This window comes from Clostridium tyrobutyricum DSM 2637 = ATCC 25755 = JCM 11008 (assembly GCF_000359585.1).
Taxonomy (GTDB): domain Bacteria; phylum Bacillota; class Clostridia; order Clostridiales; family Clostridiaceae; genus Clostridium_B; species Clostridium_B tyrobutyricum.
The window spans coordinates 1-17,198 of the sequence record NZ_APMH01000033.1 but is presented as its reverse complement, the minus strand read 5'-3'; the positions used below and the strand labels follow the sequence as shown (position 1 = coordinate 17,198).

Annotated in this window: 14 protein-coding genes, 2 tRNA genes, 1 rRNA gene and 1 other annotated feature; all 17 genes read left to right on the top strand. The window is 30.2% G+C overall.

Annotated features, from left to right (window positions below):
* The first annotated feature begins 388 nt into the window (after positions 1-388).
* The 17 genes from spoIIE (at position 389) to J418_RS0112605 (ending at position 16,844) form a co-directional block, all read left to right on the top strand.
* A complete protein-coding gene (spoIIE, locus tag J418_RS0112680) occupies positions 389-2,776 on the top strand; it encodes a stage II sporulation protein E (RefSeq protein WP_017895774.1) in 2,388 nt (795 codons plus the stop codon).
* Positions 2,777-2,873: 97 nt separating this feature from the next.
* Positions 2,874-4,256, top strand: a complete 1,383-nt coding sequence (gene tilS / locus J418_RS0112675; protein ID WP_017753206.1) for a tRNA lysidine(34) synthetase TilS — start codon at positions 2,874-2,876, stop codon at positions 4,254-4,256.
* Positions 4,257-4,258: 2 nt separating this feature from the next.
* Positions 4,259-4,804 carry a hypoxanthine phosphoribosyltransferase gene (gene hpt, locus J418_RS0112670; RefSeq protein ID WP_017753207.1) on the top strand — a complete coding sequence of 182 codons (546 nt, stop codon included), beginning with the start codon at positions 4,259-4,261 and terminating at the stop codon, positions 4,802-4,804.
* Between the two features lie 78 nt (positions 4,805-4,882).
* Positions 4,883-6,685 (top strand): ATP-dependent zinc metalloprotease FtsH, encoded by a 1,803-nt coding sequence (gene ftsH, locus J418_RS0112665; RefSeq protein WP_017895773.1) that lies wholly within the window; start codon positions 4,883-4,885, stop codon positions 6,683-6,685.
* Positions 6,686-6,833: 148 nt separating this feature from the next.
* Positions 6,834-7,220 carry a thioesterase family protein gene (locus J418_RS0112660; protein ID WP_017753209.1) on the top strand — a complete coding sequence of 129 codons (387 nt, stop codon included), beginning with the start codon at positions 6,834-6,836 and terminating at the stop codon, positions 7,218-7,220.
* A 219-nt stretch (positions 7,221-7,439) separates the two neighbouring features.
* Entirely contained in the window at positions 7,440-8,237 is a 798-nt protein-coding gene (locus J418_RS0112655) for a type III pantothenate kinase (protein WP_017895772.1), read from the top strand.
* The gene (gene dusB, locus J418_RS0112650) at positions 8,228-9,193 is read left to right on the top strand and encodes a tRNA dihydrouridine synthase DusB (RefSeq protein ID WP_017753211.1); all 966 of its coding nucleotides are present in this window, start codon (positions 8,228-8,230) and stop codon (positions 9,191-9,193) included. Before J418_RS0112655 ends, dusB begins: the two co-directional genes overlap by 10 nt.
* Before the next feature lie 62 nt (positions 9,194-9,255).
* Complete coding sequence (locus tag J418_RS0112645; RefSeq protein WP_017753212.1) at positions 9,256-10,083, top strand: hypothetical protein; 828 nt, start codon at positions 9,256-9,258, stop codon at positions 10,081-10,083.
* An 84-nt stretch (positions 10,084-10,167) separates the two neighbouring features.
* Positions 10,168-10,647, top strand: a complete 480-nt coding sequence (greA, locus tag J418_RS0112640) for a transcription elongation factor GreA (RefSeq protein ID WP_017895771.1) — start codon at positions 10,168-10,170, stop codon at positions 10,645-10,647.
* A 16-nt stretch (positions 10,648-10,663) separates the two neighbouring features.
* Positions 10,664-12,166: a lysine--tRNA ligase gene (gene lysS, locus J418_RS0112635; protein ID WP_017895770.1), complete on the top strand. Its 1,503-nt coding sequence runs from the start codon at positions 10,664-10,666 to the stop codon at positions 12,164-12,166.
* Positions 12,167-12,272: 106 nt separating this feature from the next.
* Positions 12,273-12,439: a binding site (T-box leader), on the top strand.
* A gap of 57 nt (positions 12,440-12,496) precedes the next feature.
* Positions 12,497-13,882, top strand: a complete 1,386-nt coding sequence (locus tag J418_RS0112630) for a glycine--tRNA ligase (RefSeq protein ID WP_017895769.1) — start codon at positions 12,497-12,499, stop codon at positions 13,880-13,882.
* A 476-nt stretch (positions 13,883-14,358) separates the two neighbouring features.
* Positions 14,359-15,735 (top strand): UDP-N-acetylmuramoyl-L-alanine--D-glutamate ligase, encoded by a 1,377-nt coding sequence (gene murD, locus J418_RS0112625; protein WP_017753216.1) that lies wholly within the window; start codon positions 14,359-14,361, stop codon positions 15,733-15,735.
* 181 nt (positions 15,736-15,916) lie between these two features.
* Positions 15,917-16,036 carry a transposase family protein gene (locus J418_RS17120; protein WP_080601013.1) on the top strand — a complete coding sequence of 40 codons (120 nt, stop codon included), beginning with the start codon at positions 15,917-15,919 and terminating at the stop codon, positions 16,034-16,036.
* Positions 16,008-16,301 carry an ISAs1 family transposase gene (locus tag J418_RS17115; protein WP_017753218.1) on the top strand — a complete coding sequence of 98 codons (294 nt, stop codon included), beginning with the start codon at positions 16,008-16,010 and terminating at the stop codon, positions 16,299-16,301. The genes J418_RS17120 and J418_RS17115 overlap by 29 nt, the downstream gene beginning before the upstream one ends.
* A gap of 266 nt (positions 16,302-16,567) precedes the next feature.
* A 5S ribosomal RNA gene (gene rrf, locus J418_RS16220) occupies positions 16,568-16,684 on the top strand.
* 4 nt (positions 16,685-16,688) lie between these two features.
* Positions 16,689-16,765: transfer RNA gene (locus tag J418_RS0112610), tRNA-Ile, on the top strand.
* Positions 16,766-16,768: 3 nt separating this feature from the next.
* Positions 16,769-16,844, top strand: a tRNA-Ala gene (locus J418_RS0112605).
* Positions 16,845-17,198 lie beyond the last annotated feature (354 nt).

The window sequence follows — 17,198 nt, the reverse complement described above, 5'->3', positions numbered from 1 at the left end:
GTTCAAATCCTGCCTCCGCAACCATTAATTTTATAGTGTATTTAGAAGCTGTTGTTTAACAGCTTTTTTTATATTTTTTAGGACTTTACTTAATTATAGTAAAGTCTTTTTAGTTATTAACAATTTTAAAATAAAATAAGTCACATTGTGGATAATATTATAAGGCATGTGTGGATATTTTAGAACTCTCTGTAATTAAACTCTATAAACGACATATAAAAATAATTAAATTCACTTTTATAAAAATAATTGTCTAAAATAAAAATCAACAAAAAACATAGGAATAAATGTCCTAAAAAAAATATGACCTTCTATCAGTTTGTGACATTTATTTCCAGAAGGTATTGTTATAATAGAAACAGTTATTTTATGAGGTGGGTGATTTGTAATGCAATATGGAGTAGAAGTATCTCCTTTTGAAAGAACGGGGAAACTTAAAAGTACAGAAAAGAAAAATAGATCTGAAAAATTATCGGATATAGTAAAACTTGCATCTTATTTCTTAGCAGCATTTTTAGTTGGCAGAGTAATGATGATAAATTTGATGGCTCCTTTTGGAATAGCTTTTCTTACTGCTATTATAGTATCTGAGAAGAGGAAAATTATTGTTTTGTCAGCATTAGGAACATTATTTGGTTATATTTCTATGTATGGAAACATAAAATATTTGGCTATGTACTGTACAGTGAGTGCTACAATAGCTATTATAGGATATATTCTCAGTGAAGTAAGTAAGATGAAAAAATCTATTTTGATATTTTCTTCAATTTTTGCTGAAATACTATTTTATAAATTTCTGATTGTGAAGTTTTCATTTACAGTATCCCTTTTTAACTCCTTCTTTGAAGTTTTATGTATCTTTCCATTATATTTTATTATTAACTATTCAATAATATGCTTTAGAGAATTAAAAACTAGACATCTTTATAGTAATGAAGAAATAATAAGTATGGCTGTTACTGCATCTTTTATAATATCTGGAACATGGGGCATAGCTATATATGGAGTATCTTTTAGAAATATAGCAGCTTTAACTCTTGTACTTATACTAGGATATGTAAAGGGAAGTGCTCAAGGAGCAGCGTCTGGGGTAGCTATGGGTGCAATAATAGGAATAACTTCCAATCAAATGCTTGTTTATGTTGCCGTATATGGAGTGTGTGGTCTTATTTCAGGAATTTTTAGAGAAACAGGAAAATATATGAGTGCATCTTCATATATTTTAGCCTTTATAATATTAAAGTTATATTCCAATATAGGGCCTCAATTTAAAATACCTGAGATATTAATAGGTTGTGCTATATTTATAGCCATACCTAAAAAGGTATACCAGCAAATGGCAGTGGAATTGGATTGGCAAAAAAAGAGGGAATATCAAAGAGAAAATTATGCAGAAAAAATTAAAGGTATTTTAGTTGAAAAGCTTAACAATTTTGCAGATGTACTATCTAACATGTCCCTTACTTTGGGAAAACTAGCTGATAATGATAAACTGGCTATGAAAAATAAAAGTAGTGCCCTAGTTGAAAATTTAGCAGATAGAGTTTGTTCTAATTGCTCTATGAAAACATTGTGTTGGAGAAGGGAAAGTTATAATACTTACAATATGTTTTCAGAGATTATACAGAATTATCAAGCAAATAAAAAGGTTATTCCTAAAAGTTTAGATAAAAAGTGTATAAAGAGAACAATGCTTATGGATAATACCCAAGATATTGTAAATAACTATATAATAAGTGAAATGTGGAGGAATAGATTAAGTGAGTGTAGGGAACTTCTTGCAGGGCAAATAGGAAATATGAGTACATCAGTATCAGAAATAGTTGACGAATTTAATATGAATATAAAATTTAATCCTGAAATAGAAAATGGAATACGAAGGATACTCACTAAAGATAAAATACATTATAAAGACATATTTTGTTTCAATGATAAAAACAATCATTTAATTGTAAAAATGTCTATGGAAGCATGTGGAGGCCAACAAAAATGTATAAAGGAAGTACTGCCTCTTATAAATAGTATTACTGGAAAGCTTATGTGTGTAAGTGATGATGGATGCAATATAGATTCAGAAATGAAAAATTGTGGTATAGTTTTTGAGGAGACACCAAAGTATCATATTTCAGCCTATGTAAGTAGGATATGTAAAAATGGTGAAAAGCTGAGTGGAGATAGTTATACTTATGGAAAACTTCCTGATGGAAGCTATATGACTATTATAAGTGATGGAATGGGTTCAGGGCCTCAAGCCAATAAAGAAAGTGATGCTTCAGTAAAGCTTATAGAGAAATTCACTAAGTCAGGGTTTAATAAACTTACAGCTATAAATACAGTAAATTCTATCATGAGTATTAAATTTACAGAAGACGAAAAATTTTCAACACTGGATTTAAGTAGTATAGATTTATATAAGGGTGAAGTAGACTTCATAAAGGTTGGAGCAGTAGCAAGTTTTATAAAAAGAGGAGACTCTGTAGAGGTAATAAGATCAAAGACACTTCCAATAGGTGTGCTTGATAAACCAGATATAGAAATAATAAATAAAAGAGTTATGAATGGAGATTTTATAATAATGGTCAGCGATGGAATATTGGATTATAATAGTGAAGTTGCCGGTACTTCGGAATGGCTGGAAAATTTCATTAGAGATTTAAATTGTAATGATCCTAAGGAGATGAGTAAAAATATCATCAAGAAGTCAAAAGAGCTTTCTGGTGGCAAGATAAAAGACGATATGACAGTAATAGTTGAGAAAGTGTATAGTCTTTATTAAGTAAGAGTATAGAGCATTTCATCACAAATGCCAACATAATTATGCTATAATATAAGATATTATTTCTAAAATAAACTATTTTCAGGAAGTGTTTATCTTGATAAAAACTGTACTTAATACTATAAAAGAAAATAATATGTTGTGCAAAAAAGATAAAGTGGTAGTAGCTGTATCTGGAGGACCTGATTCACTCTGCCTTTTGCATATTTTATATAAACTTAAGGAAGAACTTGATATAAACTTGTATGTAGCACATCTAAATCATTGTCTTAGAGGAAAAGAATCAGATGAGGATGAAAAGTTTGTTAAGAACTTTTGCCAAAGTTTAGATATTGAGTTTAGGAGTAAAAGAGTTGATATAAATAAAATTTCACAGCAGCGAAATATGTCCTGTGAAACTGCAGGAAGAAAAGTAAGATATGAATTTTTTAATGAAGTTAAAAAGGAAGTTGGAGCCCAAAAGGTAGCTATAGCACATAATGCAAATGATCAGGCCGAGACTGTTCTGATGAGAATTATGAGAGGCACTGGATTAGAGGGGCTAACTGGAATAAAGGCTGTACGTGATCATGAATTTATAAGGCCCCTTATAAATACCACTAGGTGTGAAATTGAAAATTATTGCAAGGAAGAAAATTTAAATCCACAAATAGATAAGACGAATCTTGAAACTATATATTCGAGAAATAAGATAAGATTGGAACTCATTCCTTATATAGAAAAAAACTTCAATAAAGATATAATAAATACTATAAATAGATTATCTGATACTATAAAAGTTGATAATAACTATTTAGATAGTATAGCTAAAGAAAAATTTAAAAAATATTGTGATACTTGCCCAGAAAAGGTTATAATATCTAAAGAGGCATTTTTAGAAGATGAAGCAATAGTTTCTAGAATTTTAAGATTATCATTAAGAGACGTATGTGGTAATCTATATGATTTTGAAAAAATACACATTTATGACATAATGCGTATTCAAAAGCATTCTACAGGAAAACAGATTATGCTTCCCAATCGGATAATAGTTTCAAATGATTATGGCGATATGATTATAAGTAAGAATATTAAAAAAGCTAAAATGTCAAATGACATATATGTACTTCATGAGGGCATAAATAATATTTCTAATAATTGTGCAGTTTATATAGAATCTTATTGTAATGAAGGTATTAAAAATATAAGTAAAAATAAATTTATACAATACTTTGATTATGATAAGATAAAAGGAAATATAATATTGCGCAATAGGAAAGAAGGAGATAAATTTATACCAATAGGAATGAAAGGAAGTAAAAAACTTAAAAATATGTTTATAGATCTAAAAATATCAAAGGAAAGAAGAAATGATATTCCACTCATATGTTTTGGAAAAAGTATAGCATGGGTAGTTGGATACAGGATGGGAGAACTTTTTAAAATAGATAAACATACTAAAAAAATTTTAGCTATAGAGTTTGAAGGAGAGGAAATATAATTATGTATGATATGAGTGATGATATCAAAGAAATTCTTATCAGTAATGATGAAATTAAGAAGAAAGTTCAAGAATTAGGAAAGAAGATTAGTGAAGATTATAGAGGAAAAGATCTAATGCTTGTAGGTATATTAAAAGGATCAGTTCCTTTTATGGCAGACTTATTAAGGGAAATAACTATTCCATGTACAATGGATTTTATGGCAGTTTCCAGTTATGGAAATTCTACTAAAAGTTCTGGCGTTGTACGAATATTAAAGGATTTAGACTTCGAGATACATAATAAGCATATACTTATTGTAGAAGATATAATAGATTCAGGTATTACTCTTTCATATCTTTTAGATTACTTGAAAGGTAGAAAACCAAACAGCATAGAAATAGCTTGTCTCCTAAATAAGGAAGAGAGAAGAAAAGTTAATGTTAATTCAAAATACATAGGTTTTCAGGTTCCGGACTACTTTCTAGTAGGTTTTGGTTTGGACTATGCAGAAAAATATAGAAATCTTCCTTATGTGGGAGTATTAAAGGATGATGTTTATAAATAATAATTATATCCGTTGTAAACAAATTTAGCATATGATACAATTTTACAGAGTAAAACCATAAAGAGAGGGGGGCCTTTAATGAAGAAAATTTCAAGTGCAACGGCCTGGATGGTAATTTTTGTATTAGTAATTCTAGTAGCATTATTGCTTGTAAGAACTAATCAGAGTTCAACTGCTATTAGCTTTAATCAATTCCAAAAAAGTTGGTTAAGTAACAACATAAAGAGTTTCCAACTTGGAGAAGACAAAATGACAGTACGAGGAAGTTTGAAAAATGGTACCCAATATGAAACAATAGTTCCATCTGAAAGATTATTTCAGTTTATAGGACAGCATCCTAAAGATGGTCAGGTACAGGAGATGTATGCAAAACCAGCTACAATTCCTATGTGGGTTCAGTATTTACCTACAATTTTATTAGTACTTGTGTTAGTCGCGGTATGGTTTATGTTTATGCAGCAATCTCAAGGTGGTGGAGGAAATCGTGGTGTTATGAATTTTGGCAAAAGCAGAGCTAAAATGGCAACACCTGATAAGCAAAAAGTTACCTTTGATGATGTAGCGGGAGCAGAAGAAGAAAAACAAGAACTTGCAGAGATAGTTGATTTTTTAAAGCAGCCTAAAAGATATATTGAAATGGGTGCAAGGATACCTAAAGGAGTTCTTCTTGTAGGACCTCCAGGTACAGGTAAGACATTGCTGGCAAAAGCTATATCTGGTGAAGCTGGTGTACCTTTCTTTAGTATTTCAGGATCTGACTTTGTGGAGATGTTTGTTGGTGTTGGTGCTTCAAGAGTGAGGGATTTATTTGACCAGGCAAAGAAAAATTCTCCTTGTATAGTATTTATTGATGAAATAGATGCTGTTGGAAGGCAAAGGGGAGCGGGTCTTGGCGGAGGTCATGATGAAAGAGAACAAACTTTGAATCAGCTTTTAGTTGAAATGGATGGTTTTGGTCAAAATGAAGGTATAATCATGATAGCTGCTACAAATAGACCAGACATATTGGATCCAGCACTTCTCAGACCAGGAAGATTCGATAGGCAAATATTAGTAGGAGCACCAGATGTAAAGGGAAGGGAAGAAATACTTAATGTTCATTCCAAGAATAAACATCTCTCAGATGAGGTGAAATTAGATGTTCTTGCCAAGAGAACACCTGGATTTACAGGAGCAGATTTGGAAAATCTTATGAATGAGGCAGCACTGCTTGCAGTTAGAAAGAACAAAAGTGTAGTTGAAATGGAAGAGCTAGAAGAAGCAGTAACTAGAGTTGTTGCAGGACCAGAGAAAAAGAGTCGAGTAATAGATGAGGAAGATAGAAAGCTTACGGCTTATCATGAAGCTGGTCATGCGGTAGTTATGCAGCTTTTACCTACATCAGATCCAGTACATGAGATAAGTATAATACCAAGAGGAATGGCTGGAGGATATACTATGCACCTGCCTGAAAAAGATACCTCTTATATGTCAAAAACTAAATTAGAAGAAGAAATAATAGGTCTTCTCGGAGGAAGAGTAGCTGAGAAGATTATAATAGGTGATATAAGTACTGGAGCTAAAAATGATATTGAAAGAGCTACAACTATTGCTAGAAAAATGGTTATGGATTATGGTATGAGTGGTCTTGGACCTATAGCATTTGGTTCAGGGCATGACGAAGTATTTTTAGGAAGAGATTTGGGCAAAGGACGAAACTTTAGTGAAGAAGTAGCTTTTGAAATAGATAAAGAAATAAGAAAATTAATTGATAATGGATATAAAAGAGCTGAGAAATTATTAACAGACAATATAAATAAACTTCATGCTGTAGCTAAGAGATTGCTTGAAAAAGAAAAGGTAGAGGCTGATGAATTTTTGGAAATATTTAATCAAGCTTAAAAATACACTCTATAGATTAATCTATAGAGTGTATTTTTAAATTTATATAGTACTTGAAATATAAAATAATTTCTAGTACTATAAAAGTATGTTAAAAAATAAATAATCTTTAAGTGTTTAAAATAATTATGGGAAATGAGATGATTAAATGGAATTTAATTTAAAAGAGGGAACTGTATTTACTAGGAAGGTAAAGGTTACTGAAAATGATACTGCTTTAAAAATGGGATCTGGAGATTTAGAAGTTTATGCAACACCATCCATGATAGCTCTTATGGAAAATGCAGCTAAAAGTTCTGTTGCAAAGGATATACCTGAAGATTGTACAACAGTAGGAATTGAAATGAATGTACAACATGTCAAGTCATCACCCGTAGGTGCAAACATAGAGTGCAAAGCTGTACTTACTAAAATTGATAGAAAAAAATTATTTTTTGAAGTAGAAGCTAGAGATGATAAAGGAGTAATAGGAAAAGGATCTCACATAAGATTCATAGTAAATAGTCATGACTTCATGGAAAAAACTAAAAAATAATTAAATAAAAATTGATTTGTATTATGCATGATAATATTTTAGTAAAGTTTAGATTTCTATAGTATATAAAGCTCTTGACAAATCATATTTTATTGATAAAATTAAAGGTATTAATTGACAATGTAATGTAAATTAGGGCAGCCTTATATAGCTGCTCTTTAATTATGTAATATTAATTTAAGAGTGTTTTGATTAGTTTTCTAAGGGCGGTGTTACATAGTGATTTTAGTTGTAGATGTTGGAAATACTAATATTGTAATTGGAATTTATGATGATAATGACCTTGTCTCCGTATGGAGATTATCTACTGATTCTAAGAGAACAGCTGATGAATATGGTATACAGGTAATTCAGCTTTTTGCAAAAAATAATTTAGAAATTGCGGATATAAAAGGAGCTATAATATCTTCTGTAGTTCCCAACATAATGTATTCGCTTGAGCATATGATAGTAAAATATTTTAAAGTTAAACCAGTTGTAGTTGGTCCTGGAGTAAAGACAGGTATAAATGTAAAATATGATAATCCAAGAGAAGTAGGAGCTGACAGAATAGTAAATGCAGTAGCAGCTCATGAAATTTATAATAGAGCAGCTATTATAATAGATTTTGGTACAGCCACTACTTTTTGTGCACTTACGGCTAATGGAGATTATTTGGGTGGAACTATTTGTCCGGGAGTACAAATATCTTCAGATGCATTATTTGAAAGAGCTGCTAAGCTTCCACGTGTAGAATTAGTAAAACCACGGAGTGTCATATGTAAGAATACTGTTACAAGTATGCAGGCAGGAATAATATATGGATATGTTGGGCAGATTGAGTATATAATAAAAAAAATGAGACAGGAAATGATTGCCATGGGAGAAGATCAACCTTTTGTAGTAGCTACAGGGGGACTTGCAAAGCTTATAAATGAAGAATCTGGTTCTATAGATATGATAGATCCAATATTAACTCTTACAGGACTTAGGATTATTTACTATAAAAACAAGGAATATATACTCAAATGCAAATAGGAAATCTTAGGTTAAAAAATAATGTGTTTCTCGCACCTATGGCAGGTGTTACAGATATTGCTTTTAGAGAATTGTGCATAGAACAGGGATGTGGATTAGTTTATACAGAAATGATAAGTTCAAAGGCTCTTTTTTATGGAAATAGTAAAACTGAGCATATGTTTGATATATCAGAAAAAGAAAAACCATGTGCTGTGCAAATTTTTGGAAGTGAGCCTGATATAATGGCAAAGACCTGCGAAATTTTTAATTTTAGAGATGATATATGCTTAGTAGATATAAATATGGGTTGTCCGGCTCCTAAAATAGTAAAAAATGGTGACGGTTCTGCCCTTATGAAGACTCCAGATATAGCAGAGAAAATAGTAAAGGCAGTAAAGAAAGAGTCCTTAAAGCCTGTTACAGTAAAAATGAGAATAGGATTTGACTCTGAACACATAAATGTATTGGATTTTGCTAAAAGAATTGAACAAGCAGGAGCAGATGCAATAACAGTTCATGGAAGAACTAGCAAACAGATGTATACAGGAACGGCAGATTGGAACATTATAAGTAAAGTTAAAAATATGATAAGTATACCGGTTGTAGGAAATGGAGATATAAAAACAGCTGATGAAGCTCAATATAGACTTGATATGTCTAAATGTGATGGTATTATGATTGGCAGGGGAGCTATGGGAAATCCGTGGATATTTAAACAGATAAGACAAAAAAGATTAGGCAAAAAAGTTAAGTATCCAACTGATATAGAAAAAATAGATTTATGTATTGACCATTATAGAAGATCTATAAAATATAAAGGTCAAAGAAGAGCTTTGTTAGAGATGCGCAAACATATGAGCTGGTATTTAAAAGGGCTTGAGGCAAGTAAGGAAATAAAAGATAAAATAAATTGTGAAGACAGCATTGAAAAAGTTATAGAAATTTTAGAAACATATAAAAATTTTTTATATTAGCAGTAATCTTAATTTAATTTTCCTAATAGTATATTATGTAAGCAATTTATAGGAAGAGTACGATGCAACCAGTTTTATATGCAAATTCTCGCTCAAATAAAGTATATAAAGATAATGGCTTCTTTGTGAGAATAAAAGACCGACTTAAAATAAGAGTTAAGGGGAAGTATTTTATAAAGGATCTCAATATTAAAATTACTGACATAGAATTACCACCTAATATAAATAAAAAGGCCTATTATAACAATTTATTGAGAGCTAAAAGATTGTGTAGAAATAATGATATAAAATTGGCACCTAAAATATATAGGTATTTAGACTATAGTATATATAATAATTTTCAAAAGGATCTTATGGCTTTTAGTATTTATAAAAGCACTCAGATGATACTTAGAAATATACAAAAAAGTGTAAAAAATAGTTGCATAGTGGTTTATGATGCATCAGATTCTATATTGTTTAGAACGATATGCTTTTTTGCAAAAGAAGCAAAATTTATAGTTTTACTTTCAGAAAATATTAGAAAAGCTAACCAGATTAGAGAATATATTATAGCAAACTATGGCGTAACACCTGTAATAACTTTGGATAAACAGTTTTCTTTTGATAATGCTGACTTTATAATAGCATCCAGAAATTTAGTTATTAATAGAGATATATGTATATGGCATGTTTGTAATAACTTTGTTGAAGGCATAAAAAACAATTTAAATATTAATGATGTAACTTATAAGGTGCCCTGGAATTTTAAAGATGGAAATATGTATTTTGAAGTTCTAGGTTCCATATTAAATCAGATGGATGAAAAGGATATAGATAAATCATTAGAATATAATGGGGTATTTTTAAATAATATAAAATTTAACGACAATGTAATAAATTTTAATTGACATTAAAATAATGCTATTTTATAATTACTTAAAATATTATTTATAAGAATTATTGGGATATTATTTATAAAAGGGGAGATTAAGATGAGTGAATTAAAAGGACAATTAATAACTTATGAAGGAGTAAAAAAGCTTGAGGATGAACTTGAAAATTTAAGGACAGTAAAAAGAAGGGAGATAACTGAAAAAATTAAATCAGCCCTTTCTTTCGGAGATTTAAGTGAAAATTCTGAATATGATGATGCTAAAAATGAACAGGCATTTGTTGAAGGAAGAATAGTACAACTTGAAAATATGTTGAAAAATGTTACTATAGTAGATGAGAGTGAAATTCCGTCAGACATAGTAAGTGTAGGTTCAATTGTTAAAATTAAAGATTATGATTTTGATGAAGAAGTAGAATATCATATTGTAGGTTCTGCAGAAGCGGATCCTATTAATAATAAAATATCTAATGAATCACCAGTTGGAAAGAGTTTATTAAATAAAAGGATTGATGATATAATTGAAGTACGAATTCCAGATGGAGTAAGTAGATATAAAATACTCAGTATAAGAAAATAATTGGAGGATAAACTTAATGACAAAGCAAGAAAACTTTAATAAGTTAGAGAAAAAGTTTAATGCCCTTATAGAAGAAAGAAGACAAAAGTTTTTTCAACTACAAAATGAAGGCAAAGATCCATTTGATGTATATAAGGTTGACAGAACTCATACTTCAGAACAGATAAGGGATAATTATGAGTCTCTTGAAGGAAAAACTGTTACTGTTGCAGGAAGACTTATGTCCAAAAGGGTACATGGAAAAGCTGGGTTCTCTGATCTATATGACAGATATGGCAAAATTCAAATGTATATTAAAATAGATGATGTTGGAGAAGAAAAACTAAAGGAATATAAAACTTATGATATAGGTGATATATTAACAGTTACAGGTAGAGTTTTTAAAACAAAAACTGGTGAAATAACAATTCATATTGAGGATTTTAAACTTGTATGTAAATCTTTAAAACCATTACCTGAAAAGTGGCATGGATTAAAAGATCCGGATTTAAAATATAGACAGCGATATGTAGATTTAATAATAAATCAGGATGTAAGAGATACATTTTTAAAGAGAACAGCTATTATTAGAACTATGAGAGAATATCTAGATAAAAGGGATTTCATAGAGGTGGAAACACCTATATTATCTACAATAGCTGGAGGAGCAGCAGCAAAACCATTTATAACTCATCACAATACTCTTGATATGGATATGTATCTTAGAATTGCTACTGAATTATATTTAAAGAGACTTATTGTAGGTGGGTTTGAAAAAGTTTATGAAATAGGCAAAAACTTTAGAAATGAAGGTATGGATGTAAGACATAATCCAGAATATACCTGTATAGAACTATATGAAGCATTTGCAGATTACAATGATATGATGGAATTAACAGAAAATATGATAGCTTATATATGCGAAAAAGTTCTTGGTACTACAAAAGTAGTTTATGAAGATACTGAAATAGATTTTAAGCCACCATGGAATAGAATTACTATGGTTGATGCGGTAAATAAATTTACTGGTGTTGATTTTAATGAAATAAAAGATGATAGTGAAGCACAAAAAATAGCTAAAGAAAAAAATATTGAATTGAAAAAAGAATTAAAAGATTGTACAAAAGGTGATATATTAGATGCTATGTTTGAAGAATTTTGTGAGGAAAAATTTATTCAGCCAACTTTTGTATTAGACTATCCTGTAGAAATATCACCTCTTACTAAGAAGAAAAGAGGAAATGACAAGTTTACTGAAAGATTTGAAGGATTTATATATGGCAGAGAAATATGTAATGCCTATTCAGAATTAAATGATCCTATAGTTCAGAAAGAAAGATTTATTCAGCAGTTAAATGAAAGAGAACTTGGTGACGATGAAGCATATATGATGGATGAAGATTTTATCAATGCTCTTGAAATTGGAATGCCACCAACTGGAGGATTGGGAATAGGAGTAGATAGGCTTATAATGTTCTTGACAAATGCATCTTCAATAAGAGATGTTATATTATTTCCTACTATGAAACCATTAAAATAATGTAATATTATTTTATAGTATTTAAGTTGCTCTATGGTAAGTAACTTAGAACAAATTTTGAGTTTGGTTATTTTCATGGAGCTATTTATTTTATAACAATTTAATATAATAGGTTATGACAAGGTATAGTAGTAATATTTATTTCAACAGAGAGGCTGTAAATGGTGTAAACAGCTGAGATTTTATTACGAATGGAGCTTTTGAGCTGTTATTATTTAAAGATGAGCATCTGCTAAAAAGGGTGGAACCGCGGATATATAATTCGTCCCTTTAAACATGCTCTTTTTTTATGTGAAAAATAAATTTATTATATGAGGAGAATAGTTTAATATGTATAAAAATATGGATAAGATAGTTGCTTTAGCCAAGAATAGAGGGTTTGTATATCCAGGCTCAGATATATATGGAGGACTTGCAAACACTTGGGATTATGGTCCAATTGGGGTAGAATTAAAAAACAATGTAAAAAAATGCTGGTGGCAAAAATTTATTCATGATAATAAACATAATGTTGGAATAGATTGTGCAATACTTATGAATAATGAAGTTTGGGTAGCTTCAGGACATGTAGGAAATTTTTCCGACCCACTTATGGATTGTAAAGATTGTAAATCAAGATTTAGAGCCGATAAATTAGTTGAAGAACATATGACATCTCAAGGTATTGAAAAGGCCAGTGCAGATGGTTGGAGCAATGAAAAACTAAAAAAATATATAGATGATAATAATATAGCATGTCCTAACTGTGGAAAAAGCAATTTTACTGATATAAGACAATTTAATCTTATGTTTAAGACCTATCAAGGAGTAACTGAAGATTCGAAATCTGAAATATACTTAAGACCAGAGACAGCTCAAGGGATATTTGTAAACTTTAAAAATGTTCAGAGAACTAGTAGGAAAAAAATACCTTTTGGGATAGGACAGATAGGAAAATCTTTTAGAAATGAAATAACTCCAGGTAATTTTACGTTTAGAACTAGAGAGTTTGAACAAATGGAACTAGAATTTTTTTGTAAACCAGGTACAGATTTAGAATGGCATAGCTATTGGAAAGACTATTGTTGGAATTTTTTAATTTCATTAGGATTAAAAAAGGAAAATATAAGATTTAGAGATCATGATAAAGAAGAACTTTCTCATTATAGTAATGCGACTTCTGATATTGAATATTTATTTCCTTTTGGTTGGGGAGAACTTTGGGGCATTGCAGATAGAACTGATTATGATTTAAAACAGCATCAAGGTCATTCAGGTAAAGATATGAGTTATCTTGATCCTACAACTCACGAAAAATATGTTCCTTATTGTATAGAACCATCTGTAGGAGCAGATAGAGCTGTACTTGCTTTTTTAGTTGATGCTTATGATGAAGAAAAGCTTGATGGAGGAGATACAAGGTTAGTTATGCACTTACATCCAGCTATAGCTCCATTTAAAGCAGCAGTGCTTCCACTAAGTAAGAAATTATCAGAAAAGTCTTCTCAGGTATATGATGTTTTAAGAAAAGAATTTAATGTAGATTATGATGAAGCGGGTAGTATTGGAAAAAGGTATAGAAGAGAAGATGAAATAGGAACACCATATTGTATAACGGTTGATTTTGATACACTTGAAGATAATACTGTTACTATAAGAGATAGAGATACTATGGAACAATTTAGAATAAGTATAGATAAGCTTAATGACTTCCTTAAAGAAAAAGTTGAATTTTAAATACAACATAAAGCATATGGTTATTACTAAAATAGCTGTATGCTATTTTAGTTGATACAAATACTGTTTTTATAAATTAATATAATAATATCATTTACATGATTATAAAAAAGCCAGGAAAAAATACATAATATAGTTTTGCTGTAATAATTATGGATAAAAAATTTACCGGATGCTAGCATCCGGTAAATTAGGGTTTAATCATGGGGATATGTTATATGTTTAATTAAAACTTGGGGAATTATATTAATGCTTCCTTACGGCACAATCTTAGTATAGCATACAATAATAATAAACTTCAATATACAAGTGCAAAGTTGTTAAATTAAATATTTTCTCACAATTTCGACTTTATTCGCTAATAATAACAATAAAACTTCAAATAATGCACACAAAAAAATATAACAATATGGAATTATAAGTGATATAATTAATAAAGATCATTGATAGATAGTTTATTTTTGGAGGGTTTTTAGATGGAGAATAACTTTAATGACTTTAAAGTCTTTATAAAAGGTAAAAAAACAGCCGTAGTAGGTATAGGAATTAGTAATAGACCGTTAATTGATTTTTTACTAAAATTAGGTGCTGGGGTAAGTGCATTTGATAAAAAAAGTGAAAGCCAATTAGGGAAAATATCAAAAGAATTAAGGAGTAAAGGAGTAGAGCTTATACTTGGAGAAAATTATTTGGACAATTTAAATAATTTTGATGTTATATTTAAAACTCCATCTATGAGAATAGATAGCCCAGCTCTTTTAAAAGCAAAATCCCAAGGGTCATATATAACTTCTGAGATTGAGGAGTTTGTAAAATACTGCCCTTCAAAAATATATGGAGTTACAGGAAGTGATGGTAAGACTACAACTACAACACTTATATATAATATGCTTATGAATGAAGGATATAAGTGCTGGGTTGGGGGAAATATAGGGATGCCTCTATTTTCAAAGATAGAGGAAATAAATAAAGATGATAGAGTTGTGCTTGAATTGTCTAGCTTTCAACTTATGACTATGAATGTTTCACCTGATGTAGCAGTGGTAACCAATATAAGCCCCAATCATCTGGATATACACAAGGGCATGGAAGAGTATGTTAATGCCAAAAAGAATATATTTAGATATCAAAAGAATGGTGATTTAGTAGTATTAAACAAAGATAATAGTTACACTAATTCCATGGTAAATGAAGCTCAAGGAAAAGTGAAACAGTTTAGTATAAATAAAGAATTAAATTATGGTGGATATCTAAAAAATAATACCTTATATATTGATGAAGATATGATATGCAAAATAAAAGATGTTAAATTGAAGGGTATGCATAATGTTGCTAATTTATTAGCTGCTTTTTGTGCTGTACAAGGAGATGCAAGTACTAATAGTATGAGAAAAGTTGCTAGTACTTTTCAAGGTGTGGAGCATAGATGTGAGTTTGTGAGAGAACTAAATGGAGTTAAATATTATAATGATTCAATAGCATCAAGTCCAACTAGAACTTTAGCTGGCCTTAAGGCTTTTGAAAAGCCCGTCATACTTATAGCAGGCGGATATGATAAAAAAATTCCTTTTGGTGTATTGGCGGAAGAAGGATATTCTAAAATAAAGACTCTTATCTTAATGGGTAATACAAAGGATAAAATAAAGGCGGCATTTGAAAAATTGAAAATTACCAAAGATATTGATGTGCCAATAGTTTCAGTTAACTCGCTTGAAGAAGCAGTTTCAAAGGCTAAAGAGATTGCTGTTAAAGGTGATATTGTAACTCTTTCACCTGCTTGTGCAAGCTTTGATATGTTTCCTAATTTTGAGGTGAGGGGTAATAAGTTTAAGGATATAATAAATTCTCTATAAAATTTTAATAATTGATATATTAATAGTTAATCAGGGCAAACACATGAGTAAATAAACTGTAAAGATGGCTTGAATTATGGATTTAAGACTTCCTTTAAATTATATGGAGTATGGTGATATGATAAGAAATAAAATGATAGATTATTTTGGAAGTATAGCAGATTAGAGACAGAAAGCAAAAATTAGGCATAAACTATCAGATATATTATTTATATCTGTAGTTGGTATGTTGGCAAACTTCAATAGTTGGGTTGCCATAGAAGATTTTGCAAATGACAGATATAAGTTCACTGCCAGCTGATGCTGTAAAGTTTTCAAATGCCGTGCGCAATTACTGGAGTATTGAAAGTATGCATTGGGTACTTGATGTAGTTTTTGATGAGGATTCTAATAGAACCAGGAAGGAACATAGTCCCGAGAACCTATCACTACTTAGAAAATTTGCACTTAATATACTTAGGAATATAGAAACTGAAAAAACAATGAGTGGCCCAAGAAAAAGAGCCAAGGCGATGACAGATGAAACTTTTCTAGACCTAGTTGTAAAACACACATTTCTAGCTTAATAAAATTGAGCTTATTTTTGATATTACGGGATACATCCTACAATAAGGACTATCTGGTTATTTGAAAATATTTTCTTTTGAGTCATGTTAAAAATTGTGAAAATTTAATATTATTATTTCTTAAATTTTAAATATATATTTTTTAAACAACAAAATATCATCTTTCATACGTTTGCCCTGAATAGTTCGTGAAAAAGTGTTGACAGTAAAAGAAAAAGAAAGTATAATATAAAACTGTAACAGAGATGTTTTGTCAATAAATGATATCTGGTGGCAATGACGTGAAGGTAACACTCCTTACCATTTCGAACAGGCAGGTTAAGCTTCATTGTGCCGAGAGTACTGCAGAGGTAGCTTTGTGGCAGGGTAGGTAGTTGCCAGGTAAATGGATCTTTAGCTCAGTTGGTTAGAGCAACCGGCTCATAACCGGTTGGTCCGGGGTTCGAGTCCCTGAAGGTCCACCATATGGGGGTATAGCTCAGTTGGGAGAGCATCTGCCTTGCACGCAGAGGGTCAAGAGTTCGAATCTCTTTATCTCCACCATCAAGCAATTAACTTTAAAAGTTAATTGCTTTTTTGTATTTGGAATACCACAGGTAAAACCTGTGGTATTCCAAATACAAAAAAGCTTATAGCTATGAGTAGAAAAAGATAAAATCTACAATATAAAATAAAAGAAGCTTTGCTAACTACAACTAAAATGCATTTGAGATATGTTCGAAATGTACAATGATAGTTTATCACATAGCAGATACAATTATAAATATAATATAGCTTTTACAATAAAATACAGGAGACAAATAATATAAGCAAATGCATGTAAAGATCACATAGATATACTATTGAAGAAATATATAATATCGGTATTAATTATAAGTAGATATTAGTGTGGATATG

Bases quoted from the DNA above. Each gene is read 5' to 3' on its own strand.
- J418_RS17115 (WP_017753218.1), top strand. From the start codon at position 16,008: ATGACAGATATAAGTTCACTGCCAGCTGATGCTGTAAAGTTTTCAAAT.
- greA (WP_017895771.1), top strand. From the start codon at position 10,168: ATGAGTGAATTAAAAGGACAATTAATAACTTATGAAGGAGTAAAAAAG.
- dusB (WP_017753211.1), top strand. From the start codon at position 8,228: ATGCAAATAGGAAATCTTAGGTTAAAAAATAATGTGTTTCTCGCACCT.
- hpt (WP_017753207.1), top strand. From the start codon at position 4,259: ATGTATGATATGAGTGATGATATCAAAGAAATTCTTATCAGTAATGAT.
- J418_RS0112660 (WP_017753209.1), top strand. From the start codon at position 6,834: ATGGAATTTAATTTAAAAGAGGGAACTGTATTTACTAGGAAGGTAAAG.
- spoIIE (WP_017895774.1), top strand. From the start codon at position 389: ATGCAATATGGAGTAGAAGTATCTCCTTTTGAAAGAACGGGGAAACTT.
- lysS (WP_017895770.1), top strand. From the start codon at position 10,664: ATGACAAAGCAAGAAAACTTTAATAAGTTAGAGAAAAAGTTTAATGCC.
- murD (WP_017753216.1), top strand. From the start codon at position 14,359: ATGGAGAATAACTTTAATGACTTTAAAGTCTTTATAAAAGGTAAAAAA.
- ftsH (WP_017895773.1), top strand. From the start codon at position 4,883: ATGAAGAAAATTTCAAGTGCAACGGCCTGGATGGTAATTTTTGTATTA.
- J418_RS0112630 (WP_017895769.1), top strand. From the start codon at position 12,497: ATGTATAAAAATATGGATAAGATAGTTGCTTTAGCCAAGAATAGAGGG.
- J418_RS0112645 (WP_017753212.1), top strand. From the start codon at position 9,256: ATGCAACCAGTTTTATATGCAAATTCTCGCTCAAATAAAGTATATAAA.